This is a genomic window from Streptomyces sp. NRRL WC-3605 (assembly GCF_001509795.1).
Taxonomy (GTDB): Bacteria; Actinomycetota; Actinomycetes; order Streptomycetales; family Streptomycetaceae; genus Streptomyces; species Streptomyces viridochromogenes.
The window spans coordinates 331,162-356,211 of the sequence record NZ_LLZN01000002.1 but is presented as its reverse complement, the minus strand read 5'-3'; the positions used below and the strand labels follow the sequence as shown (position 1 = coordinate 356,211).

The window sequence follows — 25,050 nt, the reverse complement described above, 5'->3', positions numbered from 1 at the left end:
TCGAATGACACGCGCCACGCTTCTCGTCCTGGCCGACGGCCGCTTCCCCGCCGGGGGACACGCCCACTCCGGCGGCGCCGAGGCGGCCGTCCGGGCCGGGCGGATCACCGGCGCCGCGGGCCTGGAGGACTTCTGCCGGGGCCGGCTGCACACGGCCGGCCTCGTGTCGGCCGCGCTCGCGGCGGCGGGCGCGGCCGGGCTCGACCCGGCCGGCCTGGACGCCGCCGCCGACGCCCGTACGCCGTCGCCGGCGCTGCGGACCACCGCGCGCAAGCTGGGCCGGCAACTGCTGCGGGCGGCCCGCGCGACCTGGCCGTCCCCGGAACTCGACGCCCTCGCCGCCCGGTTCCCCAAAGGGGCGCACCAGCCCGTGGTCCTCGGCACCGTCGCCCGGGTCGCCGGGCTCGGGCCACACGACGCGGCGCACTGCGCGGCGTACGAGGCGGTGAGCGGGCCCGCGACGGCGGTGGTACGGCTGCTCGGCCTGGACCCCTTCGAGGCCACCGCCGTACTGGCCCGGCTCGCCCCGGAGCTGGACCGCGTCGCCGACCGCGCGGTGGAGGCCGCCCGGCACGCGGCCCGCGAAGGCACCGAGGCGCTGCCCGCCGCCTCCGCGCCCCTGCTGGAGATCTCGGCGGAGGCCCACGCCGCCTGGCCCGTACGCCTCTTCGCGTCCTGAACCCCAGCCCTCACGCCACGACCCACAGGAGCCGTGTCCATGCACCTCGACCACACCCACGACGGCCCCGCCGCCCTCGGCGCGGACGCCCGCCGCCCCGACGGAACCCGCCGCGCCCTGCGCATCGGGCTCGGCGGCCCTGTCGGCTCGGGCAAGACCGCCACGGTCGCCGCCCTGTGCCGGGCGCTGCGCGAGGAGTTGTCCCTCGCCGTCGTCACCAACGACATCTACACGCGTGAGGATGCCGAGTTCCTGCTGCGCGAGGCCGTGCTGCCCCCGGAGCGGATCGCCGCCGTGGAGACCGGCGCCTGCCCGCACACCGCGATCCGGGACGACATCTCCGCGAACCTGGAGGCGGTCGAGGACCTGGAGGACGACGCAGGACCGCTCGACCTGATCCTCGTCGAGTCCGGCGGGGACAACCTCACCGCGACCTTCTCCAAGGGTCTCGTGGACGCCCAGATCTTCGTGATCGACGTGGCGGGCGGGGACGACATCCCCCGCAAGGGCGGTCCCGGCGTCACCACCGCCGACCTCCTCGTGGTCAACAAGACCGACCTCGCCCCGTACGTCGGCGCCGACCTGGCGCGGATGGCGGCCGACGCCAAGGCGCAGCGCGCCGAACTGCCGGTCGTCCTGCAGTCGCTCAGGGTCGAGCCGGGCGTGCGCGACGTCGCCGACTGGGTGCGGGCCCGGCTGGCCGCGTGGACGGCGTGACCGCCGGGGTGCGGGCCCGTGCCCGGATCGTCGCCCGGCCGGACGGGCGGGGCGGCACCGCCCTGCCTGTCCTCGACGGCGAAGGGCCGCTCGCGCCCCGCCGGACCCGCGGCACCGGCGGCGAGGCGAACGTCCTGCTCGTGGGCGCGATGAGCGGGCCGCTCGGCGGCGACCACTTCTCCGTCGAGGCGGAGGTGCTTCCCGGTGCCCGGCTGCGCGCGGGATCGGCGGCGGCCACCCTCGCACTGCCCGGGCAGGGCAAGGACGGGGCCCGCTACGACGTCCGTCTCTCGGTGGCCGACGACGCCGAACTGCGTTGGCTGCCGGAGCCGTTGATCTCCGCGTACGGCAGCGACCTGACCGTGACGACCGAGGCCGAGGTGGGTGCCGCCGGACGGCTCGTGCTGCGCGAGGAGCAGGTGCTCGGACGGGTGGGGGAGGAGCCGGGGCGGCTGGCGAGCCGGCTGCGCGTGAGGATCGCGGGGCGGCACGTCCTCGATCAGGAACTGGTCTGCGGGCCGGGCGCGCCCGGCGGCTGGGACGGCCCCGCCGGGCTAGGCGGTCACCGGGCCGTCGGGCAGCTCCTCGTCGTACGCCCCGAGTTCGCGACCGCCCCCGTCGCGCCCCGGGCGCTCGGGGAGAGCGCCGCCGTGCTGCCGCTCGCCGGACCTGCGCTGCTCGTCAGCGCGGTCGCGCCGGACGCGCGGCGGCTGCGCGCGACGCTCGACGAGGCGCTGGCCCTCCTCGGTGCGGCCGCCCCGGTCACTTGAGGGGCAGCCGGCGGAAGCGCCGGCCCTGCTCCGCCTTGGCGGCGGCCTCCTCGGCCTTCGCGACGGCCGCGTACTGGTCGACGTACTCCTGCTCGGACAGCGACAGGATGGCGTACATGATCTCGTCGGTCACGGCCCGCAGGATCGTCTTCTCGTTCTCCATGCCGGCGTAGCGGGAGAAGTCCAGCGGCTCGCCGAAGCGGATGGTCACCGGGTGGATGTTCGGGATGACCTTGCCCGGCGGCTGCGCCTCGAAGGTGCCGATCATCGCGCACGGGACCACGGGCACCCCGGCCTTGAGCGCCATCACGGCGACCCCGACCTTGCCCTTGTAGAGGCGGCCGTCGTGCGAGCGGGTGCCCTCCGGGTAGATGCCGAGGAGTTCGTCCTTGCGCAGCACGCCCAGGCCCTCGCGGATCGCGGCCTGGCCGGCCTCCTTGCCCGTGCGGTCGACCGGGATCTGCCCGGCGCTGCGGAAGAACGCCGCGGTCAGCCGGCCCTTGATGCCGGGGCCGGTGAAGTACTCCTTCTTGGCGAGGAAGGTGATGCGCCGCTTGAGGATCGCCGGCATCAGGAAGTGGTCCGAGAACGACAGGTGGTTGCCGGCGATGATGGCCGCGCCCGTGGGCGGCACATTCCCCAGACCTTCGATACGCGGCCGGAAGACCAGCCTCAGGAGAGGGCCCAGCAACACGTATTTGAGGACGTAGTAGAACAAAGGGGCGCTCCTCACTCGGGCGGATCAGCTCGGGCCGCCATGTTCTGGCAGGTCAGCCAGCGTGCCGTGGGGGTGTCAGTGTAGGCGCAGGGCCCGACCGCCGGAACCGGGGCGGACCACTCGCGTCCACGTACATGACGGCACGTCAGACGGCGGTCTCGCGGCGGGTGTTGCGGGTGGGGAGGACCGCCGGACCAGCCTCGTCCGCTCAGCCGGTGCGCGGCAAGCCGGACTCCGGGTTTGGCGTGATCACGGCGGCCCGACGGCGGCCGCCCCGTCCGTCCGCACCGGAGCCGCACCGCCCGCATCACAGCCGCACGATGACCAGGGCCGTGTCGTCCGTCGCGCCGCCCGGCGGCAGCAGCTCCAGCAGGACGGCGTCGGCGAGTTCCTCCGGGACGGCGGTGCGGTGCTCGACCAGCGCGTGCGCGAGCCGGCCGAGACCGACGTCGATGTCCTCCCGCCGGCGCTCGATCAGACCGTCCGTGTACAGCGCGAGCGTCGCGCCCTCGTCGTAGGTCGTGGCCGCCTGCGGCCGGCGGATCGGGTCGGGACGCGCGTCCAGCGGTGTGTCGGTGGCCTGGTCGAGGAACTCCACCCGGCCGTCGGCGTGCACCAGGACCGGGGGCGGGTGACCGGCGCTGCTGTAGGCGATCGTCCGCGCGTCGAAGTCGATGAACGTCGTGACCGCGGTGGCCGATTCGGCCCCGTCGACGACGTGCGCGTACCGCCCGAGCACGTCCAGCGCCTGCGCCGGGCCGGCGGCCACCCGGGACGAGGCGCTCAGCGCGCTGCGCAGCTGTCCCATGACGCCGGCCGCCCGCAGGCCGTGTCCGACGACATCGCCCACGGAGACCCCGATGCGGTTCCCGCCGACCAGGTCGACCAGGTCGTACCAGTCCCCGCACACGTTGAGCGCCCCGACGGCCGGCCGGTAGCGCACCGCCGTGCGGCGGTCGCCCACCTGCCGGCTCGCGGGCAGCATCGCCTCCTGCAGGGCCAGCGCGACCTCGCGCTCGCGGGCGTGGGCCTGCCGCAGCCGCTCGTTGAGCTCCTGGAGTTCGCGGGCGCGCGTGTACAGCTCGGCCTCCAGGGTGCGCGCCCGGCTGTCGACGCCCGCGCCGCCCCGCACCCGGATGAGCTCGGTGACCTCCTCCACCCGGTGCAGCACGAACGCGACCTTCCCGTCCGGGCCGGTCACGGGGGCGTTGATCGGGCTCCAGTACCGCTCCTCCCAGTGACCCGGGTTTCCCGCGTCCTCCACGTCGTAGCGCTGGAGCGCCATGGCGTCGCGCTCGCCGGTGGCCGCCACGCGCAGCATGGACGCCCGCACGTTGCGCATCCCCGTCGCGGCGGGGTTGTCGGGGTTGTCCGGGAACACGTCGAAGATGTGGCGGCCGACGAGCTGCTCCCGGCTGCGCCCGGACAGCCGCTGGAAGTCCTCGTTGGCGTCGACGTAGACCAGATCGGTGTCCAGCAGGGCCACCATGCCGGGCAGCGCCTGGAAGACCGCCTCGTAGTCGACCTCGTCCATGGAACCTGCCTCACGCCGTGATCCGACCAGTTTCGCACGCTATGGGTCATTTGTGCCGCCGTCCGTCGAGGGGCGATCCGGCAGGTCAGGGCGGTGCGTCCGTCAGCGACTGCTCGGCCCAGATGATCTTCCCCTCGGGGACGAACCGGGTCCCCCACTGCTGGGTGAACTGCGACACCAGCAGCAGCCCGCGCCCTCCTTCGTCGGTGGTGCGGGGATGGCGCAGATGCGGTGCGGTCGCACCGCCGTCGTACACCTCGCAGAACAGGGCCCGCTCCTTGATCAGACGCAGTCGGATGGGGCCCGTGGCGTACCGGATGGCATTGGTGACCAGTTCGCTCACGACGAGTTCCGTCGTGAACGCCAGCTCGTCGAGGCCCCAGTCCTCCAGCTGCCTCGACGCCGTGCGGCGGGCGTCGGCCACCCCGGCCGGGTCGGCGGCCAGGTCCCACTCGGCGACCTGCCCGTCCCCGAGCACCCGCGTCCGCGCGAGCAGCAGGGCCACGTCGTCGTACGGCCGGTCGGGCACCAGCGCGTCCACCACCGCCCGGCACTGCGACTCCAGGGACTCCGCCCGCTTCTCCAGGGCCAGCCGCAGCCGCTGCCGCTCGGCGTCCACGGCCCACCGCCCCCCGGCGGCCAGCAGCCCGTCGGTGTACAGGGCCAGCGTGCTGCCCGCCGCCAGCGCCAGCTCCACCGACTCGAAGGGCGGGCCGCCCACCCCCAGCGGCGGTCCCTGCGGCAGGTCCACGAAGGCGACGTGCCCGTCCGGCATCACCACGGCGGGCGCCGGATGCCCCGCGGCGGCCATCGTGCACGCCCCGTCCACCGGGTCGTACACCACATACACACAGCCCGACCCGACCCCCAGCGTCTCGGCCCCGGCCGCACCGGGGTCGACGCCCTCCTCCCGCGCCGAGCGCGCCACCAGGTCGTCGAGATGCGCCAGCACCTCGTCCGGCGGCAGATCCAGCGCCGCCAGCGTCCGCACGGCGGTCCGCAGCCGCCCCATGGCGGCCGCCGCGTCGATGCCGTGCCCGGTGGCCTCGCCCACGACCAGGGCCACCCGCGCCCCCGACAGCGGAATGACGTCGTACCAGTCGCCGCCCAGCCCGGTCAGTTCGTCGGCCGGGCGGTAGCAGGCGGACACCTCCAGGGCGTCCTGCTCGGGCAGATGATGCGGCAGCAGGCTGCGCTGGAGGACCAGCGCCGCGTCGCGTTCCCGGCTGTAGCGCCGGGAGTTGTCGACGCAGACCGCCGCCCGGGACACGAGGTCCTCGGCGAGGCTGAGGTCGTCCGGCTCGAAGGGCTCCTGGCGGTGCCGCCGGAAGAACGTGGTCAGACCGAGGGTGACGCCCCGCGCGCGGATCGGCACGATCATCGCGCTCTGCAGTCCCAGCTCCAGGAAGATGGCGGTCCCGCCGCCGCGCGCGTGCTCCGCCCACGCCTCGCCCAGCGGGTCCAGGCGCGGCTCCCGCCAGGACCGCTCCGTCCTGAGCGTCTGGATCGGGGGCGATCCGGCCGGGTAGGTGACCACCTCGCCGATGCCGACGACCGCCTCCGGTGCCCGCCGGCTGACCGACCGGTACGCGGCGCGCCGCAGCGGCACCCGGTCCGTGCCGCCCAGGGGTTCGTCCGACGGCTCACCGCCGCTCAGCACCGACTCCAGCAGATCCACGGCGACGACGTCGGCGAGCCCCGGCACGGCCACGTCGGCCAGCTCCTGCGCGGTCCGGGTGACGTCCAGCGTGCGGCCGATGCGCTCGCCGGCCCGGTCGAGCAGGGCCAGGCGCTGGCGGGTGCGGTACCGGTCGGTGACGTCCTCGACTGTGTAGTACACCCCCAGGGGGTTGCCGTGCCCGTCGTCGAGCCGGGTGAACGACATCATGTGCGCGGTCTCCCGCAGCGGCGCGGACCGGACCTGCCCCACGTGCTCGTAGCCGACGACGGGCTCACCGGTCAGCAGCACCCGGCGGATCTGCGCCTCGATGTTCTCCGAGTCCAGGCCCGGCTGGATGTCCCCGAGCCGCAGCCCCAGCCTGCTGCTCGGCGGTCCGCCGCCGAACTGGGTGAGCGCCGGGTTCGACCAGACGAACCGCAGCTCGGTGTCGACGACGGCTATACCGACGGGGGAGCGGGTGACCATCTGCTCCAGCATCTGCCGGCTCATGTCCCAGCCCGGCGCCCCCGCGAGCTCCGACAGGAGCAGCAGCCGCCGCGAGGGGCCGCCGTCGTCCAGGGCCGGCGTGATCCGGGCCATGAGGCGCAGCCGGGTGCCGTCGGCGCGCACCGCCGTGAGCAGCCCCGCCCAGCCGCCCTCCCCGCGGCACCGGTCCATCAGCTCCGGCATCCGGTCCGCGTCCTCAGGCGCCAGCACCGCCGCCAGCCCGTGCCCCACGACCTTGGCGGCGGGACGCCCCAGCAGCCGCTCGGCCTCCCGGGTCCAGCCGGTCACCACGCCCTGGGCGTCGAGCAGCACGGGCACGGCGTCCGCCACGTCGAACCCCTGCCGGGCCACGCTCCGCTCGTCCTCCGACCCCACGGCCGACCTCTCTGTCGCTGAGAGCGGTCTACCACCACTTGTCCCCATCTTCGCCCTTCCGCGCTCGCGTGCCTCTCTGCGGGGGCCGGGAGTGTGGGGAGGACGCCGTACGGCCGCCCGGGGGGCGCTGCCCGGGCGGCCGTACGGGGGGCGCGGATCAGGTCAGGACCTTCTCCAGGGCTGCGAGCGCGCCCGTCAGCTCGTCCGCCGTGATCGTCAGCGGGGGCGCCAGCCGGATCGTGGAGCCGTGGGTGTCCTTGACCAGCACGCCCTCGGCCATCAACCGCTCACTGATCTCCCGTCCGGTGCCGAACGCCGGGTCGATGTCGACGCCCGCCCACAGCCCGCGCGCGCGGAACCCGACGACGCCCTTGCCGACGAGCGCCGTCAGACCGCCCCGCAGGACCACGCCGAGCTCGGTGGCCCGGCGCTGGAACTCACCCGTCTCCAGCAGGTCCACCACCGCCGTGCCGACCGCGGCCGCCAGCGGGTTGCCGCCGAACGTCGAGCCGTGCTCGCCCGGCCGCAGCACCCCGAGCACGTCCCGTCGCCCGACCACCGCCGACACGGGCACGATGCCGCCGCCGAGCGCCTTGCCCAGCAGCAGCACGTCCGGCACGACCGACTCGTGCTCCACAGCCAGGGTGCGCCCGGTGCGGCCGAGACCGGACTGGATCTCGTCCGCGACGAACAGGCAGCCCGCGCGGTTCGTCAGCTCGCGCACCCCGGCCAGATAGCCCTGGTCCGGGATCACGACGCCGGCCTCGCCCTGGATCGGCTCCAGCAGCACCGCCGCGGTCGTCTCGTCGACCGCCGCCTCCAGCGCCGGCAGGTCGTTGTACGGCACGATCCGGAAGCCGGGCGTGAACGGCCCGAAGCCCGCCCGCGCGGTCTCGTCCGTGGAGAACGACACGATCGTCGTCGTCCGGCCGTGGAAGTTGTCCGCCGCGACCACGATCGTCGCCCGGTCCGCGGGGACGCCCTTCACCTCGTACGCCCATTTGCGGGCCACCTTGATGCCGCTCTCCACGGCCTCGGCGCCCGTGTTCATCGGCAGCACCATGTCCTGGCCGGTCAGGGCCGCCAGGCGCTCGGCGAAACCGGCGAGCCGGTCGTTGTGGAAGGCGCGGGAGGTCAGCGTCAGCCGGTCCAGCTGGCGGTGCGCGGCCTCGATCAGCGCCGGATGGCGGTGGCCGAAGTTCAGGGCCGAGTACCCGGCGAGCATGTCGAGGTAGCGGCGGCCCTCCACGTCCTCGACCCAGCTGCCCTCGGCACGGGCCACGACCACGGGCAGCGGATGGTAGTTGTGCGCCAGGACCGGCTCCTCGGCGCGGATCAGATCGGTGGACGAACGGGTCTGCGCGGGCGCGGTCATGAGCGGATCTCCTGGGTGCAGCACTTGATGCCACCGCCGGCCTTGCGGAACTCCGACAGGTCGACGGGGACGGGGACATAGCCGCGGTCGTCCAGCCGGGCCGCCAGGGCCTCGGCCTGCGGCGCGATGAAGACATGACGGCCGTCGGACACCGAGTTCAGCCCGAACGCCGACGCGTCGTCCCGGGTGGCGAGCACCGCGTCCGGGTAGAGCCGCGCGAGCACCTCGCGGCTGCCGGCCGAGAACGCCTCCGGGTAGTAGACGATGTTGTCGTCGTCCAGCACGAACAGCGCGGTGTCCAGGTGGTAGAAGTACGGGTCCACCAGCGTCAGGCTGATCACCGGGTGGCCGAAGAACTCCTGCACCTCGCGGTGCGCCTCCCGGGTCGTACGGAAACCGGTCCCGGCGAGGACGTGGCGGCCCGTCCAGACCAGGTCGCCCTCGCCCTCGCACACCGACGCGGGGCGGTGGACGTCGAAGCCCGCCGTCCTGAACCACTGGTCGTAGTGGGTGGACTCCGGGCGCCGCTCGGGCGCGTGGAAGAGGGATCCGAAGACACGGCCGCCGACGACGACCGCCGAGTTCGCGGCGAAGACCATGTCGGGGAGACCGGCGACCGGCTCCACGACGTCGACGGCGTGTCCGTGCGAACGGTAGGCGCTGATCAGTGCGTGCCACTGCTCCTGCGCCAGATCGACGTCGACCCGGACGTCCGGTTGCATCCAGGGGTTGATCGCGTACTGCACGGCGAAGTGTCTGGGTTCGCAGACGAGGAAGCGCCGCCGGCGCGGCACACGGGTCTCGGGCACGAAGGGGTTCCTCCGCTTCCTACGGTTCCGATGAGGATTGACTCCACGGTAGAAACCGACGCCGACGAGCGACAAGAAACGGGAAGTGCGTGTCCACGCAGCAATGCTGCGTCTTCAGTCCGCTCCGCGCACGACTGATGCGTCGGCGGGCGCCGGCTGGCTGGCGCCTGCCTCCGGACTCTCCGGGATGAGGTGGGACAGCACCATGACACTGATCGTCTTGCGGATGAACGGCTCGACGCGGATGCGTTCCAGCACCTCCTCGAAGTGCTCCACGTCCCGCGCCCGCACGTGCAGCAGGGCGTCCGCGCCCCCGGTCACCGTCATCGCCGCGGTGATCTCCGGATGGTTGCGGACCACCTCCGCCAGGCGCCGCGGCGGTGCCGCGCCCTCGCAGTACACCTCGACGTACGCCTCCGTGCGCCAGCCCAGCGCCGACGGGCGGACCGTCGCCGTGAACCCGGTGATCACCCCCGTCTCCCGCAGCCGGTCCACCCGCCGCTTGACCGCCGTCGCCGACAGACCGACGCTCATGCCGATCTCGGCGAAACTCGTCCGGGCGTTCGCCATCAGTGCGGTGATGATCTTCCGGTCGAGTTCGTCGAAAGAAGCCGCGCCGCTGTTCATGAGGGCACTGTAGGCGTCCGGGCACCCAGGGCGAACGTCCTCTCCCGGCCCGTGTCCACGGGCGCCCGTTGCTCCTACACTCCCGTTCATGTTGCGCGCCCTGGCTGTCGACGACGAACGCCCCTCGCTGGAGGAACTGCTGTACCTCCTGAACGCGGACCCGCGGATCGGCAGCGCGGAGGGCGCGGGCGACGCCACCGAGGCGCTGCGCCGCATCAACCGCGCGCTGGAGTCCGGCCCCGGCGGGGCGGAGGCCATCGACGTCGTCTTCCTGGACATCAACATGCCCGGCCTCGACGGTCTCGACCTGGCCCGGCTGCTCACCGGCTTCGCCGAACCGCCGCTCATCGTCTTCGTCACCGCCCACGAGGACTTCGCCGTCCAGGCCTTCGACCTCAAGGCCGTCGACTACGTGCTCAAACCCGTCCGCAAGGAACGCCTCGCCGAGGCCGTCCGCCGGGCCGCCGAACAGCGCGGCGCCACCCCCCGGATAACCGTGAGCGAACCCGACCCCGACCACCTCCCCGTCGAACTCGGCGGCGTCACCCGCTTCGTCCCCGTCGACGACATCACCCACGTCGAGGCCCAGGGCGACTACGCCCGTCTGCACACCGGCAAGGGCAGCCACCTCGTGCGCATCCCGCTGTCCACCCTGGAGGAGCGCTGGCGCTCCCGGGGCTTCGTGCGCATCCACCGCCGCCATCTCGTCGCCCTGCGCCACATCGGCGAACTCCGGCTCGACGCGGGCAGCGTGAGCGTCGTCGTGGGCTCCGAGGAACTCCAGGTCAGCCGCCGCCACACGCGCGAGCTGCGGGACCTGCTGATGAGGAGGCCGTGACGTTGCCCAGCAGCCCCGCCGACCGCCGTGTCGTCGTCACCGGCCCGCCCCGGCGCACCCGGACCCGCCGGGTCTCCGGCTACTACCGGCCGCGCACCGAGATCGACGAGCAGACCACCCTCGGCCACACCTACGTCCGCTCGCTGATGCGCACCCAACTGCGCACCGCGCTCGCCGTGTTCGCCGTCCTCGGCCTGCTCGTCGGCCCGCTGCCGCTGCTCTTCGCCGCGATGCCGGACGCCCGCCACCTGGTCTGGGCCGTCCTCGGCTTCGGCCTGTACGCGCCCCTGGTGCTGCTGGCCCGCTGGTTCGTCCGCCGCGCCGAACGCAACGAACGGGACTTCGTCCGGCTCGTCGAGGACCGCTGAACCCGGCGCATCCGCCCGCCGCCCCGCCGACCGAGACCAGGAACCGATCCGGCCGTGAACTCCAGCTACGCCGTCCCCGCCGTCGCCCTCGTGGCCCTGGCGACCGTCCTCGTCGGCGCCTTCGGCCTGCGGATCTCCCGCACCACCTCCGACTTCTACGTCGCTTCCCGCACCGTCGGCCCCCGCCTCAACGCCGCCGCCATCAGCGGTGAGTACCTGTCCGCCGCCTCCTTCCTCGGCATCGCCGGGCTGGTCCTCGTCCAGGGCCCCGACATGCTCTGGTACCCGGTCGGCTACACCGCCGGCTACCTCGTCCTGCTGCTGTTCGTCGCCGCACCGCTGCGCCGCTCCGGCGCCTACACGCTGCCCGACTTCGCCGAGGCCCGGCTCTCCTCGCAGGCGGTACGGCGGCTCGCGGGCGCCTTCGTCGTCGGCACCGGCTGGCTGTACCTGCTGCCCCAGCTCCAGGGCGCCGGACTCACCCTGACCGTCTTCACCGGGGCACCCGACTGGCTCGGCGGCCTCGTCGTCGCCGTCGTGGTCGTCGCCATCGTCGCCGCCGGCGGCATGCGCAGCATCACCTTCGTGCAGGCCTTCCAGTACTGGCTCAAACTCACCGCGCTGCTCGTCCCCGCCCTCTTCCTCGTCCTCGCCTGGCAGGGCGACGGCGCCCCCCGGCACGCCTTCGACGAACCCGGCGCCTTCCGCGAGCAGCGCGTCGTCCGCGTCGACGACACCATCACGATCAAGCTGCGCGCCCCCCTGACGGTCACCGTGGACGGCACGGTCGACGGCCGCGTCCACGAGGACCGCCGCGTACGGCTCGACGCCGGGGCCCACCGCATCAAGAACGGCACCCGGCTGACCTTCGCCCGCGGCGACGAGGTCCCCGCCCGCGACCACGGCACCGGCGGCGGACTGTCCCCCTCGCTGGCCGAGAGCCGCGGCGAACGCCCGCTGTACGCCACGTACGGGCTGATCCTCGCCACCTTCCTCGGCACCATGGGACTGCCGCACGTCGTCGTCCGCTTCTACACCAGCCCGCACGGCGTCGCCGCCCGCCGCACCACCGTCGCCGTGCTCGGCCTGATCGGCGCCTTCTACCTGCTGCCCCCCGTCTACGGCGCCCTGGGCCGGCTCTACGCCCCCGAGCTCACCCTCTCCGGCGACGCGGACGCCGCCGCGCTGCTGCTGCCCGGCCGCATGATCGGCGGGGTCGGCGGGGAGCTGCTGGGCGCGCTCGTCGCGGGCGGCGCCTTCGCCGCGTTCCTGTCCACCGCGTCCGGCCTGACCATGGCCGTCGCGGGCGTCCTCACCCAGGACGTCCTGCCCTCCCGGGGCGTACGCCACTTCCGGCTCGGCACCGTGTTCGCGATGCTGGTCCCGCTCGCCGCGAGCGTCCTGGTCGGCGGGCTGCCCGTCGCCGACGCGGTGGGCCTCGCCTTCGCCGTGTCGGCGTCCTCGTTCTGCCCGCTGCTCGTCCTCGGCATCTGGTGGCACCGGCTCACCCCGCCCGGCGCGGCCGCCGGGATGCTGGTCGGCGGCGGGTCCGCCCTGCTCGCCGTCGCCGCCACCATGGCGGGCTTCCCCAAGGCCGGCGCGCTGCACGCGCTGCTGGCCTGGCCCGCCCTCTGGTCGGTGCCGCTCGGCTTCCTCACCATGATCCTGGTGTCCCTGGCCACCCCGGGCCGGGTGCCGCCCGGCACCGCGGCGGTCCTCGCCCGCTTCCATCTGCCCGAGGAACTCAGAGCGGAGGTCAAGGCATGAGCGGCTTCGTCGCGGGCCTGTGCGTCGCCATCCTGCCCCTGCTCGCCGCCGGCTTCTGGCTCGGCCGGCGCACCGCCCGCCCGCAGAGCCTCGGCGACCTCGGCACACCCGTCGAGCACGCCACCTTCGAGACCCTGCACACCGCGACCCTCGCCGCGCCCCCGCTGCGCGCCGGACTCACCGAGGAGGCCGCCCGCAAGTCCGCCCGCCGGCTGCGCTCCCTGCTCGGCACCGACGCGCTGTGCCTGACCGACCGCACCGACGTCCTGGTCTGGGACGGCGTCGGCCAGCACCACCGCACCCAGATCATGGAGCTCCTCGCCGGACCCCTGGAGTCCGGGCGCGGCGAGGCGCTGCCGCTCAGCTGCGACAGCCCCGACTGCCCGGTGCGCTGGGCGGTCGTCGCCCCGCTCACCGTCGACGACCGGGTGCACGGCGCCCTCGTGGCCTGCGCGCCCCGCGAGTCCGCCGTCCTGGTGCGGGCGGCCGGCGAGGTCGCCCGGTGGGTGTCCGTGCAGCTGGAGCTGGCCGACCTCGACCAGTCCCGCACCCGGCTCATCGAGGCCGAGATCAAGGCCCTGCGCGCCCAGATATCCCCGCACTTCATCTTCAACTCGCTCGCGGTGATCGCCAGCTTCGTGCGCACCGACCCCGAGCGCGCCCGCGAGCTGCTGCTGGAGTTCGCCGACTTCACCCGGTACTCGTTCCGCCGGCACGGCGACTTCACCACCCTCGCCGACGAGCTGCACGCCATCGACCACTACCTGGCGCTCGTGCGGGCACGCTTCGGCGACCGCCTCGACGTCACCCTCCAGATCGCCCCGGAGGTCCTGCCGGTGGCTCTGCCCTTCCTGTGCCTGCAGCCGCTCGTGGAGAACGCCGTCAAGCACGGCCTGGAGGGCAAGGGGGCGTCGTCGGCGGCCGCCAAGTGCCGCATCGGGATCACCGCCCAGGACGCCGGCGCCGAGGCCCTCGTCGTGATCGAGGACGACGGCGCCGGAATGGACCCCGACGCGCTGCGCCGCATCCTCGCCGGCGAGGTCAGCCCGTCCGGCGGCATCGGCCTGTCCAACGTCGACGACCGGCTGCGGCAGGTCTACGGCGACGAGTACGGACTCGTCATCGAGACCGCCCCGGGCGCGGGCATGAAGATCACCGCCCGGCTCCCGAAGTACCAGCCGGGAGTGCACTCCGCCGGGCGGCTCACCGCTCCCTGACGCTCACGTGCTGCGGCTGACGACCATCCCCAGCGTGATCAGGCCCAGCACCACCCACCCGAACCACAGCCAGCCGTTGCTCCCCAGCGCCACCGTGTACGCGGTCACCATCACCAGACCGCCGACCGTGAGCGCCCCCATCGCCTTGGTGGAACCGTCCGCAGAACCGGGCATCGCGACACCCTCCTAAGGTTCGGTTCCCTCCATGGTGCCCCGATATCAGTTCCCGCGTGCGTTCAATGAGGCGAGATAGGCGTTGTACGCCTCGAGCTCCTTGTCGCCGTCCCGGTCCGCGGCGCGGTCCTTGCGGCGGGCCTGGCGCTGCTCCGAGCCGTACCACTGGAACAGCAGCGCGATCAGCACGAGCACCGACGGGATCTCGCTGAAGGCCCAGGCGATGCCCCCGGCCGCGCCCTGGTCCGACAGCGCGTCGATACCGAGCGATGCGGGCGGGTTCTTGAATGTCTCCACCATGGGGACGGACCCCATCATCAGCGCGATGCCGAAGAACGCGTGGAACGGCATGCCGGCGAACAGCTCCAGCATCCGCATCAGATAGCCCGGCCGGTGCGGCCCGGGGTCCACGCCGATGATCGGCCAGAAGAACACCACTCCGACGGCGAGGAAGTGCACCATCATCGCGATGTGCCCGGTCTTCGAGCCCATCAGGAAGTCGAACAGCGGAGTGAAGTACAGGGCGTAGAGGCTGGCGATGAACAGCGGGATGGTGAAGGCCGGGTGCGTGATGATCCGCATGTACCGGCTGTGCAGCAGCGCGAGCAGCAGCTCGCGCGGCCCCCTGCTGCCCCGGGCCGCGGGCGGCAGCGCGCGCAGCGCCAGGGTGACGGGCGCGCCGAGCAGGATCAGGATCGGCGACAGCATGCTGATCACCATGTGCTGCACCATGTGCACGCTGAACATGACCATGCCGTAGTCGTTCAGCCCGGTGCACATCACCAGCAGCACGGTCAGCACGCCGACGACGTACGAGACGGTCCGTGCCACCGGCCAGGTGTCGCCGCGCCGGCGCAGCCGCACGACGCCCCACGCGTACAGCCCGAGCCCCACCAGACAGGCGACGAGGAAGAACGGGTCCGTGGACCACGCGAGCCCCCGCCCCAGCGTGAACGGCGGCAGATCCGTCATCGTGCCGTGCCCGCTGTGATCCATCCGACGGCTCCTGTTTCGTGGGGGTTGTGCATTTCTGTCCGCACACAGACTAGAACTGCCCCCGGCCGCGCTCGCGGCCGGGGGCAGACTCGTCAGATCCGCGCGGTGTCCTCTACAGGACGCACTCGGCTTCCTCGTAGCGGTCCCCGGGGACCGTCTTCAGCGTCTCCACGGCCTCCGCCAGCGGCACCATCTCGATGTCCGTGCCGCGCAGCGCCGTCATGTGCCCGAACTCGCCGCGGTGCACGGCCTCCACCGCGTGCCAGCCGAACCGCGTCGCCAGCACCCGGTCGTACGCGGTGGGCGTGCCGCCGCGCTGCACGTGACCGAGGATCACCGGCCGCGCCTCCTTGCCCAGCCGGTGCTCCAGCTCGATGGACAGCTGGCGGGCGATCCCCGCGAAGCGCTCGTGGCCGTAGACGTCCTTGCCGCCCTCGTCGAACGCCATCGTGCCGGGCGCCGGCTTGGCCCCCTCCGCTGCGACGACGATCGCGAACCGCTTGCCCGCCTCGAACCGGGCCCCGACCCGCCGGGTCAGCTCGTCGATGTCGAAGGGCCGCTCGGGGACGACGATGGCGTGCGCGCCGGCCGCCATGCCGGAGTGCAGCGCGATCCAGCCGGTGTGCCGGCCCATGACCTCGACGACCAGGACGCGCTGGTGGGACTCGGCGGTGGTCTTCAGCCGGTCCAGGGCCTCGGTGGCCACGGTCACGGCGGTGTCGAAACCGAAGGTGACGTCGGTGACCGCGATGTCGTTGTCGATGGTCTTCGGCACCCCGACGACCGGCAGGCCGGCGTCCGACATCAGCCGGGCCGCCTTGAGCGTGCCCTCGCCGCCGATCGGGATGATCGCGTCCAGGCCCAGTTCCTCGACGTGGCCCCTGGCCCGCTCCACGCCGTCACGCAGATGGGAGGGCTGCACGCGGGAGGAGCCGAGGATCGTGCCGCCGCGGGCGAGGATGCCGCCCACCGCGTCGAGGTCGAGCTTGAGGTAGTCGCACTCCAGGAGGCCCTTCCAGCCGTCCCGGAAGCCGATGACCTCGTCGCCGTGGTCGACGACGGCGCGGTGCACGACGGACCGGATGACGGCGTTCAGGCCGGGGCAGTCGCCGCCGGACGTGAGGACACCAATGCGCATAGCCCGAAAACCTTCTCCACGTGGGCCGGGACCGGACCACGCTGTCCGGCTCGAATCCCCGCCACCCTAGCGGCATCGGGGGGCGGGGCCGAACCGTGCGTCCGCCTGCTGGACGACCCCGCTCACCTGTGCGGAGAGCCCGTCAGACGGGCTGCCGTGAGGCGCGTCAGGCGGGCTGCTGGGCGGCCGCGATGCGCTCGTCGCGCAGCGCCTCGTACCAGCGGTCGTCGGTCGGCGGCAGCGCGTTGACGTCGAGCGCCAGCTTCAGCAGCAGGTCGGCGATCTGCGGGTTGCGCGCGAGGACCGGGCCGTGCATGTACGTGCCGAAGACGGTGTCGTTGTACGCGCCCTCCGTGCCGTCGCCCGTGCCGTTGCCGTTGCCGAAGCGGACCTGGGCCAGCGGGCGGGCGGTCGGGCCGAGGTGCGTGACGCCCTGGTGGTTCTCGAACCCGGTCAGCGGGGGCAGGCCGAGGCGGGGGTCGATGTCCGCGAGCACGTCGCCGACGCACCGCGCGCCCTCGCCGCGCACGGACACCACGTCGATCAGCCCGAGACCGGGCTCGCGCTGGCCGAGGTCGTTGATGAACTCGTGGCCGAGGATCTGGTAGCCCGCGCACACCGAGAACACGATGGCGCCGTTCTCCACGGCCCGCAGCAGTCCGCCGTCCCGGCGCAGCCGCTCGGCCGCGAGCCGCTGCGGCCGGTCCTCACCGCCGCCGATCAGGTAGATGTCCCCGGAGGTCGGGATCGGCTGGTCGCTGCGCACGTCGAGGCGGGCCACGTCGAGGCCGCGCTGGCGCGCCCGGCGCTCCACCACGAGGACGTTGCCCTGGTCGCCGTAGGTGCTGAGCAGGTCCGGGTAGATCCAGACGACCCGCAGTTGGTTGTCGCTCACTTGAAGTCCCCTGAAAGTCTCTTGGCTCAGTTGCCGACGCGGCGGCGCAGGTCCTGGAACGCGGTGTAGTTGGCGATGACCTCGATCCGTCCCGGCGGGCAGGCCCGCACGGCCTCGTCGAGGGTGTCGAACACCTGGAACTGCTGGTCCGCGACCTCCAGGCGCACCGCGAGGTCGAGCCGGCGGTCACCGACGACGCAGATCGGGTGGCCGGTCAGCCGCGTGTAGTCGACGTCCCACAGCCAGGAGGTGTCGGTGCCGTCGGCGCTGCGCGCGTTCACCGAGAGGATCACCGGGGTCGGCGGCGGGTCGATCAGGGAGAACGTCTCCAGCCAGCCCGCCGGGTTCTTCGCGAGCAGCAGGCGCAGGTCCCGCTCCATGAACTGCACGACGTCGTACCGGCCGGCGACGGCCTGCACGGAGTACATCCGCTCCAGGGCGACCTGCGGGGGCACGCCGAACACGGCGGCGACGGCGGCCGAGGAGGCGGCGTTGGCCTTGTTGGCCCGCCCGGGCAGCTGCAGCCGGATCGGCCAGGCCGATCCGTGCGGGTCGAGCACGTGGTCGCCGGAGAGCGCCCAGCTCGGCGTCGGGCGGCGGAACCCGCACTCGCCGCAGAACCAGTCGTCGCCCGGACGCTGCATCACACCGCCGCAGGACGGGCAGGACCAGGCGTCGTCCTTCCACATCTGCCCGGCGGCGACCCAGATCACGTTCGGGGAGGAGGACGCGGCCCACACGACCAGCGGGTCGTCGGCGTTGGCCACGACCACGGCCTTGGAACCGGCCAGGCCCTCACGCCAGTTCTCGGCGAGCATCCGGGTCTCGGCGGCACGGTCCAGCTGGTCGCGCGAGAGGTTGAGCAGCGCGATGCACTTCGGGTCGGTGTCGCGGGCGACGCCGGCGAGGTACTTCTCGTCGACCTCGATGACGCCGTAGCGCGCCTCAGAGCCGCCGGCGAGCGCCGAGGTGATGCCGGCCGGCATGTTGGCGCCGAGCGCGTTGGAGACGACCGGACCCGCGGCCCGCAGCGCCTCGGCGATCAGCCGGGTGGTCGTCGTCTTGCCGTTGGTCGCGGACACCAGGACCACGTCCAGGTTCTGCGCCAGCCGCGCCAGGAGGTCGGGGTCGAGTTTGAGCGCCACCCGGCCGCCGATCACCGAACCGCTGCCACGCCCTGCGGCGCGTGATGCAGCCGCGACCGCCTTGCCCGCGGTCACGGCGAGCTTGGCCCGCGGCGTCAGCGGGTCCGAGTTGCCTGCCATCAGATCTCGATCCTCCTTGCGTACGCGCCGCGCCTGAAGCCCTACGGCAACGTGGTGGTGGTCAGCCTATTCGAGATCCAATCGCACTCCCGAATCGCCGTACCCTTGCGGCCATGCGCAACAGCTCCATTCCGGGCACCCGTGGGCGAGTCCGGCCCCTCACCCTGCTCGGTGACCCCGTCCTGCACACCCCCTGCGCGGAGGTCACCGCCTTCGGACCGGAACTGGCGGATCTCGTGGAGGACTTGTTCGCCACCATGTACGCGGCGCGCGGGGTGGGCCTGGCGGCCAACCAGGTGGGGGAGTCCCTGCGCGTGTTCGTCTACGACTGTCCCGACGACGAGGACGTCCGCCATCTCGGGCACGTGGTGAACCCGCGGCTGACCGAGGCGGACGGCGTGGTGGTCCGGGGCCCGGAGGGGTGTCTGTCGCTGCCGGGGCTGGAGGCGGGCACCGAGCGGTACGACCACGCGGTGGTCGAGGGGTTCACGATGACGGGCGAACCGGTCACCGTGCACGGCACCGGTTTCTTCGCCCGCTGTCTCCAGCACGAGTACGACCATCTGGAGGGCCGGGTGTACGCGGACCGGCTCGGCGGCCTGCGCCACCGGCGGCTGATGCGCCAGGTGGCCCGGGCCCCCTGGCACCGGTCCGGCCGACCGCGCTCCGGCTGACCGCCCGCGGGCGGCGGCCCTCAGAAGCCGGGGCCGCCCACCTTGTCGCCGGCCGCGGCGAGCCGGCCCCACAGCAGATCGGCGAGGCTGCGCACCAACTCCGCCCGCGAGCACGGCCGCTCCCCGAGCCACCAGTCCCCTGCCGCGTGCATCATGCCGACGATGCCGTGGCCCCAGACCCGGGCCAGCTGCTGGCTGCCGGGGCCGAGGTCGAGGCGCTCCTCGATGACGGTGGCCAGTTCCTCGCCCATCCGCCGCAGCAGCGGGGCGGAGTGCTTGCCGACGTCGAACCCCTGGTCGCCGGCGTGGCCGCCCTCCGCCGGATGCATCAGGAACCGGTACACCTGGGGGCGTGCCTCGATGGCGGCCAGATAGGTGTCGAGCGTGGACTCGACGCGCTCACGCCGGTCGGCGGGCGCGTCCAGGGCGGCCCGCAGCGAGTCCAGCAGGGCGTCCGTGTGCCGCTTGGCGAGCGCCGCGTAGAGCCCGCCCTTGTCACCGAAGTGCCGGTACAGGATGGGCTTGGTGATGCCGGCCTCGGCCGCGATGGCGTTCATCGAGGCCTGCGGTCCGTCCCGCAGCACCACTCTGTCGGCGGCCTCCAGCAGCTCGCGCCGACGCCGGTCGGCCGACCGCTGCTGATCCGTCCGCTGCGTGGTGTCCATGAGCTCTCCCCACCCGTACTGGTTCGGTGACGCCTGCGCAAAGTAACACTCAACCAGGCATGACCATCGAACGGGCTGCCGAGCGCACATCGCGGGTTGACTTTACCTACCGGCCAGTAACAAACTAGGGTTACCGCTAGTAACAAGCATGCAGCGGGCATGCGCGTACGCCGCTGGAGGGGTCATGGCCGAGTTCACCATGGAGCTCAACGACGAACAGAAGGAGGTCCGGGACTGGCTGCACGGCTTCGCGGCCGACGTGATCCGCCCCGCGGCCGCCGAATGGGACGAGCGTGAGGAGACTCCCTGGCCGGTCATCCAGGAGGCCGCGAAGGTCGGCATCTACTCGCTCGACTTCTACGCCCAGCAGTACTTCGACCAGACCGGCCTCGGCATCCCCATGACGATGGAGGAGCTGTTCTGGGGCGACGCGGGCATCGCCCTGTCGATCGTCGGCACCGGCCTCGCGGCCGTGGGCGTCCTCGCCAACGGCACCGAGGAGCAGATCGGCACCTGGGTGCCCCAGATGTACGGCGACGCCAACGACGTCAAGCTCGCGGCGTTCTGCTCCTCCGAGCCCGACGCCGGCTCCGACGTCGCCTCCATGCGCACCCGCGCGGTCTACGACGAGGCCAAGGACGAGTGGGTGATCAACGGCACCAAGACGTGGGCGACCAACGGCGGCATCGCCAACGTCCACGTCGTCGTCGCGGTCGTCGACCCCGAGCTCGGCTCCAAGGGCCACGCCTCCTTCATCGTCCCGCCGAACACGCCGGGCCTGTCCCAGGGGCAGAAGTTCAAGAAGCACGGCATCCGCGCCTCGCACACCGCCGAGGTCGTCCTGGACAACGTGCGCGTCCCCGGCTCCTGCCTCCTCGGCGGCAAGCAGAAGCTGGACGAGCGCCTCGCCCGGGCGCGTGAGCGGGCCAGGAAGGGCGGCGAGCGCGTGAAGAACGCCGCGATGGCGACCTTCGAGGCGTCCCGTCCCGCGGTCGGCGCGATGGCCGTCGGCACCGCCCGCGCCGCCTACGAGGTCGCCCTGGACTACGCGACGACGCGTGAGCAGTTCGGGCGCCCGATCATCGACAACCAGGGCGTCGCCTTCCAGCTCGCCGACATGCGCACCCAGGTCGACGCGGCGCGGCTGCTGGTGTGGCGGGCCTCCTGGATGGCGATCAACGGCAAGCCGTTCACGGCGGCCGAGGGGTCGATGTCGAAGCTGTTCGCGAGTGAGACGGCGAAGAAGGTCACCGCGCAGGCCATCCAGATCCTGGGCGGCAACGGCTACACCCGGGAGTACCCGGTGGAGCGCATGCACCGGGACTCCGCCATTTACACGATCTTCGAGGGGACGAGCGAGATCCAGCGGCTGGTGATCGCCCGCACGCTGTCGGGCATGTCCATCCGCTAGGGCGGACACGGGGGCCCGCGCGGCTGGCGCGGGCCCTACGGCGTGGTGCCGCTGCTGTGGGCGATGCAGGCCACGTCGATCCGGTCCGCGAGCTTGGCCAGCTCGATGGTCAGCGCCGCGACCGTGTCCTCGTCGAGCCCGTCCGCGCCGGCCTCCACGAGGTGCAGCCACCGGCCGCCCAGCGTGCGCAGCAGCTTGCTCACGTCGGCGGCGGCCACCTGCAAGGTCCCCCGGTCGTCGACGATCAGCGGGAGAGTAACTTCGCGGTTCACAGCTGGGATCGTAGTCGCGCTCCGCTCACGCGCCCTGCCAAACCGTAGTGATGTTGCAGAACTCCCGGATTCCGTGCCCGGACAGCTCACGGCCGAACCCGGACCGCTTCACCCCGCCGAACGGGAACGCCGGATGCGACGCGGTCATGCCGTTGACGTACACGCTCCCGGCCTCCAGATCCCGGACGAAACGGTCCACCTCGGTGTCGTCGCGCGTCCACACGTTCGAACTCAGCCCGAAGGGCGAGTCGTTGGCGATCAGCACCGCCTCGTCCAGGTCCGCCGCCCGGTACAGCGTGGCGACCGGGCCGAACGCCTCCTCGCGGTGGATGCGCATCTCGCGGGTGATGCCCGAGAGCACGGTCGGCGGGTAGTACCAGCCCGGCAGTTCGGGCCGGCGCAGCGCGTGCCCGCCGCACAGCGCGGTCGCCCCGCTGCGGGTCGCGTCGTCCACCAGCTCCTCCAGGTCCGAGCGCCCCTGTTCGCTGGCGAGCGGGCCGACGTCCGTGCCCTCCTGCATCGGATCGCCGACCACCAGCGCCTTCATGCCCGCCACGAACCGCTCCGCGAAGGCGTCGTACACGTCCGTGTGCACGATGAACCGTTTCGCGGCGATGCACGACTGCCCGTTGTTCTGCACCCGAGCCGTCACCGCGACCTTCGCGGCCCGGTCCAGGTCGGCCGACGGCATCACGACGTAGGGGTCGCTGCCGCCCAGCTCCAGCACCGTCTTCTTGATCATCTCGCCGGCGGTGGAGGCGACCGCGCGGCCCGCGGGCTCACTGCCGGTGAGGGTGGCCGCCTTGACCCGCTCGTCGCGCAGGATGTCGTCGACCTGCGCCGAGCCGATCAGCAGCGTCTGGAAACAGCCCTCCGGATAGCCCGCCCGATGGAACAGGTCCTCCAGGTACAGGGCCGTCTGGGGGACGTTGGAGGCGTGCTTGAGCAGGCCCACGTTGCCCGCCATCAGCGCGGGCGCGGCGAACCGGATCACCTGCCACAGCGGGAAGTTCCACGGCATCACGGCGAGCACGGGACCCAGCGGGCGGTAGCGGACCCGCACCCGCGAGGCGCCCGAGTCCTTCACGTCGTCGTCGGCCGGCTCCTCGTCGGCCAGCAGCCCCTCGGCGCGCTCGGCGTACCAGCGCATCGCCTTCGCGCACTTGGCTGCCTCGGCACGGGCCTGGGTGACGGGCTTGCCCATCTCGGTGGTCATCGTCCGGGCGACGTCGGCCTGGTCCTCGTCGAGGAGGTCCGCGGCGCGGTTCAGCAGCCGCGCGCGATCGGCGAAGCTCGTGGTCCGGTACGTGCGGAACGTGGCCTCGGCGAGCTGGAGCCGGCGCTCGACCTCCTCCTCGCCCATGGCCTCGTACGTCTTGAGCGTCTCGCCGTTCGCCGGATTGACCGTCGCGATGGGCATGACCGACCTCCTGGGGAGCGACCTGTTGCTTCGACCTTCCCGCGCCGCGGTGGGTCCCGCAACGCGTGCTGCTGCTCAGGACGAGTGCTCCGCCAGCCGGTCGAGAAACGCGGCCTGCGCCTTCACGATCAGCTCGCGCGCCCGGTCGAGGGACAGCCAGGCCACCCGGTCCAGCTCCGGGAACTCCCGCTGACGGCCCGAGCGCGGCGGCCACTCCATCGTGAACGTGCCGGGCACGACGTCCGCCGGGTCCAGATCGGCCTCGACCGCCCAGACGGTGACCGTCTTGCCGCCCGCCTGCCGGACCTCGCCCAGCGCGACGGCCTCCCCGTCCGGCGGCGGGAGCCCCAGCTCCTCCTGGAACTCCCGGCGGGCCGCGTCCCAGGCGGGTTCGTCCGGCGGGTACTCGCCCTTCGGAACCGTCCACGCCCCGGCGTCGCGCCGCGCGAAGTACGGGCCACCCATGTGGCCGAGCAGCACCTCCTGGCCCGCCTCGGTGCGGCGGAACAGCAGCAGGCCGGCGCTGCGCCGCTCCCGGGCCGCGCTCACGGCCGCACCCCGGGGTGCGCGGCCAGCAGCGACTCGACGGTGTCCGCCTCCTCCGGTCGCTTGTCGTCGCGATAGCGCAGCACGCGCGCGAAGCGGAGCGTCACCCCGGCCGGGTAGCGGGAGGAGCGCTGCAGACCGTCGTACGCGATCTCCACGACCAGCTCGGGGCGCACGGTCACCCCCCAGGGGTGACTGCTCACGGCGAGCTCCTGGAGGCGCTCCGTCTGCCAGGTCAGCAGCGCGTCCGTCATGCCCTTGAACGTCTTGCCCAGCATGGCGAACCCGCCGTCCGCCGTCCGGGCGCCCAGGTGCAGGTTGGAGAGCTTGCCGGTCCTGCGGCCGTGCCCCCACTCGGCGGCCAGCACCACCAGGTCCAGGGTGTGCACGGGTTTGACCTTCAGCCAGGACGCGCCGCGCCGGCCCGCGCTGTAGGAAGCGTCGAGCGCCTTCACGACGACGCCCTCGTGGCCGCGCTCCAGCGTCTCGGCGAGGAACTCCTCGGCGTGAGGCAGGTCGTCGGGGCCGGAAACCAGGGCGCGGCGCACCCGCATCGGCTCCGGGACCAGCCGGGCCAGCTCCGCGTGCCGCTCGGTGAACGGCAGGTCGAGCAGGTCGCGGCCGTCGACGGACAGGGCGTCGAAGAAGACGGGGGAGACGGGGACCTCCCGGGCGGCCGTCGCGACGTCCACCCGCGAACCGACGCGGCCCGCCGTCTCCTGGAAGGAGCGGGGCCGCCCGGTGGCGTCGAACGCGATGACCTCGCCGTCGAGGATGAACCGCTCGCCCCGCAACTCCCTTGCCGCCGCGACGACTTCGGGGAGACGGTCGGTGATGTCGTCCAGGGTGCGGGTGTACGCGCGTACGGTGTCGCCGTCGCGGTGCAACTGGACGCGGATGCCGTCCAGTTTCTCCTCCACCGCGCAGGCGCCCAGCTTGCCGACCGCCTCGGACACCGAGGACGCGGTGTGCGCCAGCATCGGCAGCACGGGGCGGCCGACGGTGAGCCGGAAACGGTCCAGCGACTCCGGGCCGTCCGCGAGCAGCGCCTGCGCGACGCTCTGCAGGGAGCCGGCGAGCATGACCGCCCGCCGTACGTCGGCGGGCGGTGCGCCGGTGGCCTGCGCCAGGCCCTCCACCGCCACCGCGTCGAGCGCGCCCTGGCGTACCTCGCCGGTGATCAGGCCGAGCAGGAAGCGCTGCTCGTCCTCGGTCGCCGCGCCCATCAACTCGCCGACCAGGCGCGTGCGTTCGGCCTGCGAGCCGGAGCCGGACACCTTGCCGAGGGCGGTGAGGCGGGCGTCCACCTCATGGACGGTCAGCGTCGGCTCTGCGGCCGGGGGCACCGGGCGGCTCAGCACCTTCCAGCCGACGCCGAGGCGGCCCTGGGGGAGCCGGCCCGCCAGGTACGGGATGACGACGGGCACGTCGTCCGCCTCGGCGTCCCGGAAGAGCTCCGCGAGCAGAGCGATCTTCCGGGAGCGCGCCGAGGTCGCGGCGACCTCCTGGGACACGCGGGCGAGACGGGTCAGCAGCATGCGAACCATCCTGGGGTGCGCGGTGCCGGTTCACACCTGCACGGTCGCGGTGTGTCGGTCCGCTGCGGCGCCGTCGTGGTCTGTCGCGCAGTTCC

25 protein-coding genes are annotated in these 25,050 nt (G+C 73.0%); 9 read left to right on the top strand and 16 right to left on the bottom strand.

What is annotated here, in order from left to right; genetic code table 11:
* The first annotated feature begins 4 nt into the window (after positions 1 to 4).
* The 3 genes from ADL34_RS03690 to ADL34_RS03680 are packed head-to-tail and all read left to right on the top strand — an operon-like array spanning position 5 to position 2,166.
* Complete coding sequence (locus ADL34_RS03690) at positions 5 to 679, top strand: urease accessory protein UreF (protein WP_062668072.1); 675 nt, start codon at positions 5 to 7, stop codon at positions 677 to 679.
* Positions 680 to 718: 39 nt separating this feature from the next.
* Positions 719 to 1,396, top strand: coding sequence for an urease accessory protein UreG (ureG, locus tag ADL34_RS03685; RefSeq protein WP_062668071.1), 678 nt, complete (start codon positions 719 to 721; stop codon positions 1,394 to 1,396).
* Complete coding sequence (locus ADL34_RS03680) at positions 1,384 to 2,166, top strand: urease accessory protein UreD (RefSeq protein ID WP_062668070.1); 783 nt, start codon at positions 1,384 to 1,386, stop codon at positions 2,164 to 2,166. The genes ureG and ADL34_RS03680 overlap by 13 nt, the downstream gene beginning before the upstream one ends.
* On the opposite strand, the gene ADL34_RS03675 is transcribed toward ADL34_RS03680, so the two are convergent.
* The 6 genes from ADL34_RS03675 to ADL34_RS03650 form a co-directional block, all read right to left on the bottom strand.
* On the bottom strand, positions 2,159 to 2,884 hold the full coding sequence (locus ADL34_RS03675; RefSeq protein WP_062668069.1) for a lysophospholipid acyltransferase family protein: 726 nt from the start codon (positions 2,882 to 2,884) through the stop codon (positions 2,159 to 2,161). The genes ADL34_RS03680 and ADL34_RS03675 overlap by 8 nt on opposite strands.
* 307 nt (positions 2,885 to 3,191) lie before the next feature.
* Complete coding sequence (locus ADL34_RS03670; RefSeq protein ID WP_062668068.1) at positions 3,192 to 4,418, bottom strand: PP2C family protein-serine/threonine phosphatase; 1,227 nt, start codon at positions 4,416 to 4,418, stop codon at positions 3,192 to 3,194.
* Positions 4,419 to 4,503: 85 nt separating this feature from the next.
* Positions 4,504 to 6,936 carry a SpoIIE family protein phosphatase gene (locus ADL34_RS03665; protein WP_420718770.1) on the bottom strand — a complete coding sequence of 811 codons (2,433 nt, stop codon included), beginning with the start codon at positions 6,934 to 6,936 and terminating at the stop codon, positions 4,504 to 4,506.
* A gap of 181 nt (positions 6,937 to 7,117) precedes the next feature.
* Positions 7,118 to 8,335 carry an ornithine--oxo-acid transaminase gene (gene rocD / locus ADL34_RS03660; protein WP_062668066.1) on the bottom strand — a complete coding sequence of 406 codons (1,218 nt, stop codon included), beginning with the start codon at positions 8,333 to 8,335 and terminating at the stop codon, positions 7,118 to 7,120.
* Complete coding sequence (gene ddaH, locus ADL34_RS03655) at positions 8,332 to 9,144, bottom strand: dimethylargininase (RefSeq protein WP_062668065.1); 813 nt, start codon at positions 9,142 to 9,144, stop codon at positions 8,332 to 8,334. The genes rocD and ddaH overlap by 4 nt, the downstream gene beginning before the upstream one ends.
* Before the next feature lie 114 nt (positions 9,145 to 9,258).
* Entirely contained in the window at positions 9,259 to 9,771 is a 513-nt protein-coding gene (locus tag ADL34_RS03650) for an Lrp/AsnC family transcriptional regulator (protein ID WP_062668064.1), read from the bottom strand.
* 88 nt (positions 9,772 to 9,859) lie between these two features.
* Between ADL34_RS03650 and ADL34_RS03645 the strand changes: the two genes are divergently transcribed.
* Genes ADL34_RS03645 through ADL34_RS03630 form a run of 4 tightly spaced genes read left to right on the top strand, consistent with a single transcriptional unit; the run spans position 9,860 to position 13,961 of the window.
* On the top strand, positions 9,860 to 10,609 hold the full coding sequence (locus ADL34_RS03645; RefSeq protein ID WP_062668063.1) for a LytR/AlgR family response regulator transcription factor: 750 nt from the start codon (positions 9,860 to 9,862) through the stop codon (positions 10,607 to 10,609).
* A gap of 2 nt (positions 10,610 to 10,611) precedes the next feature.
* A complete protein-coding gene (locus tag ADL34_RS03640; protein WP_062668062.1) occupies positions 10,612 to 10,977 on the top strand; it encodes a hypothetical protein in 366 nt (121 codons plus the stop codon).
* Between the two features lie 54 nt (positions 10,978 to 11,031).
* On the top strand, positions 11,032 to 12,744 hold the full coding sequence (locus tag ADL34_RS03635; RefSeq protein ID WP_062668061.1) for a cation acetate symporter: 1,713 nt from the start codon (positions 11,032 to 11,034) through the stop codon (positions 12,742 to 12,744).
* Positions 12,741 to 13,961 carry a sensor histidine kinase gene (locus tag ADL34_RS03630; protein ID WP_062668060.1) on the top strand — a complete coding sequence of 407 codons (1,221 nt, stop codon included), beginning with the start codon at positions 12,741 to 12,743 and terminating at the stop codon, positions 13,959 to 13,961. The genes ADL34_RS03635 and ADL34_RS03630 overlap by 4 nt, the downstream gene beginning before the upstream one ends.
* Positions 13,962 to 13,964: 3 nt before the next feature.
* Here the strand turns inward: ADL34_RS03630 and ADL34_RS35485 are convergent, their stop codons facing one another.
* From ADL34_RS35485 to ADL34_RS03610, 5 genes are all read right to left on the bottom strand, one after another.
* Entirely contained in the window at positions 13,965 to 14,135 is a 171-nt protein-coding gene (locus ADL34_RS35485; RefSeq protein WP_107115621.1) for a hypothetical protein, read from the bottom strand.
* Between the two features lie 45 nt (positions 14,136 to 14,180).
* Entirely contained in the window at positions 14,181 to 15,131 is a 951-nt protein-coding gene (locus ADL34_RS03625) for a cytochrome c oxidase assembly protein (RefSeq protein ID WP_062668059.1), read from the bottom strand.
* Between the two features lie 112 nt (positions 15,132 to 15,243).
* The gene (locus ADL34_RS03620; protein WP_062668058.1) at positions 15,244 to 16,269 is read right to left on the bottom strand and encodes a 6-phosphofructokinase; all 1,026 of its coding nucleotides are present in this window, start codon (positions 16,267 to 16,269) and stop codon (positions 15,244 to 15,246) included.
* Positions 16,270 to 16,435: 166 nt separating this feature from the next.
* Positions 16,436 to 17,164, bottom strand: coding sequence for a type 1 glutamine amidotransferase (locus ADL34_RS03615; RefSeq protein WP_062668057.1), 729 nt, complete (start codon positions 17,162 to 17,164; stop codon positions 16,436 to 16,438).
* Positions 17,165 to 17,190: 26 nt separating this feature from the next.
* Positions 17,191 to 18,429, bottom strand: a complete 1,239-nt coding sequence (locus tag ADL34_RS03610) for a MurT ligase domain-containing protein (RefSeq protein WP_062668056.1) — start codon at positions 18,427 to 18,429, stop codon at positions 17,191 to 17,193.
* Positions 18,430 to 18,542: 113 nt separating this feature from the next.
* Between ADL34_RS03610 and def the strand changes: the two genes are divergently transcribed.
* Positions 18,543 to 19,103: a peptide deformylase gene (gene def, locus ADL34_RS03605; RefSeq protein WP_062668055.1), complete on the top strand. Its 561-nt coding sequence runs from the start codon at positions 18,543 to 18,545 to the stop codon at positions 19,101 to 19,103.
* A 20-nt stretch (positions 19,104 to 19,123) separates the two neighbouring features.
* Here the strand turns inward: def and ADL34_RS03600 are convergent, their stop codons facing one another.
* Positions 19,124 to 19,768 (bottom strand): TetR family transcriptional regulator, encoded by a 645-nt coding sequence (locus tag ADL34_RS03600; RefSeq protein WP_062668054.1) that lies wholly within the window; start codon positions 19,766 to 19,768, stop codon positions 19,124 to 19,126.
* A 184-nt stretch (positions 19,769 to 19,952) separates the two neighbouring features.
* Here ADL34_RS03600 and ADL34_RS03595 point away from each other — a divergent pair, with 184 nt between their 5' ends.
* A complete protein-coding gene (locus ADL34_RS03595; protein WP_062668053.1) occupies positions 19,953 to 21,179 on the top strand; it encodes an acyl-CoA dehydrogenase family protein in 1,227 nt (408 codons plus the stop codon).
* Between the two features lie 35 nt (positions 21,180 to 21,214).
* Here the strand turns inward: ADL34_RS03595 and ADL34_RS03590 are convergent, their stop codons facing one another.
* The 4 genes from ADL34_RS03590 to ADL34_RS03575 all read right to left on the bottom strand — a co-directional run bounded on the left by ADL34_RS03590 (position 21,215) and on the right by ADL34_RS03575 (position 24,955).
* Positions 21,215 to 21,451, bottom strand: coding sequence for a DUF6213 family protein (locus tag ADL34_RS03590; RefSeq protein WP_062668052.1), 237 nt, complete (start codon positions 21,449 to 21,451; stop codon positions 21,215 to 21,217).
* Positions 21,452 to 21,476: 25 nt separating this feature from the next.
* Positions 21,477 to 22,871, bottom strand: a complete 1,395-nt coding sequence (locus ADL34_RS03585; protein WP_062668051.1) for an NADP-dependent succinic semialdehyde dehydrogenase — start codon at positions 22,869 to 22,871, stop codon at positions 21,477 to 21,479.
* Positions 22,872 to 22,946: 75 nt separating this feature from the next.
* A complete protein-coding gene (locus tag ADL34_RS03580) occupies positions 22,947 to 23,420 on the bottom strand; it encodes an NUDIX domain-containing protein (protein WP_062668050.1) in 474 nt (157 codons plus the stop codon).
* Complete coding sequence (locus tag ADL34_RS03575) at positions 23,417 to 24,955, bottom strand: ATP-dependent DNA ligase (protein ID WP_062668049.1); 1,539 nt, start codon at positions 24,953 to 24,955, stop codon at positions 23,417 to 23,419. The genes ADL34_RS03580 and ADL34_RS03575 overlap by 4 nt, the downstream gene beginning before the upstream one ends.
* Between the last annotated feature and the right edge of the window lie 95 nt (positions 24,956 to 25,050).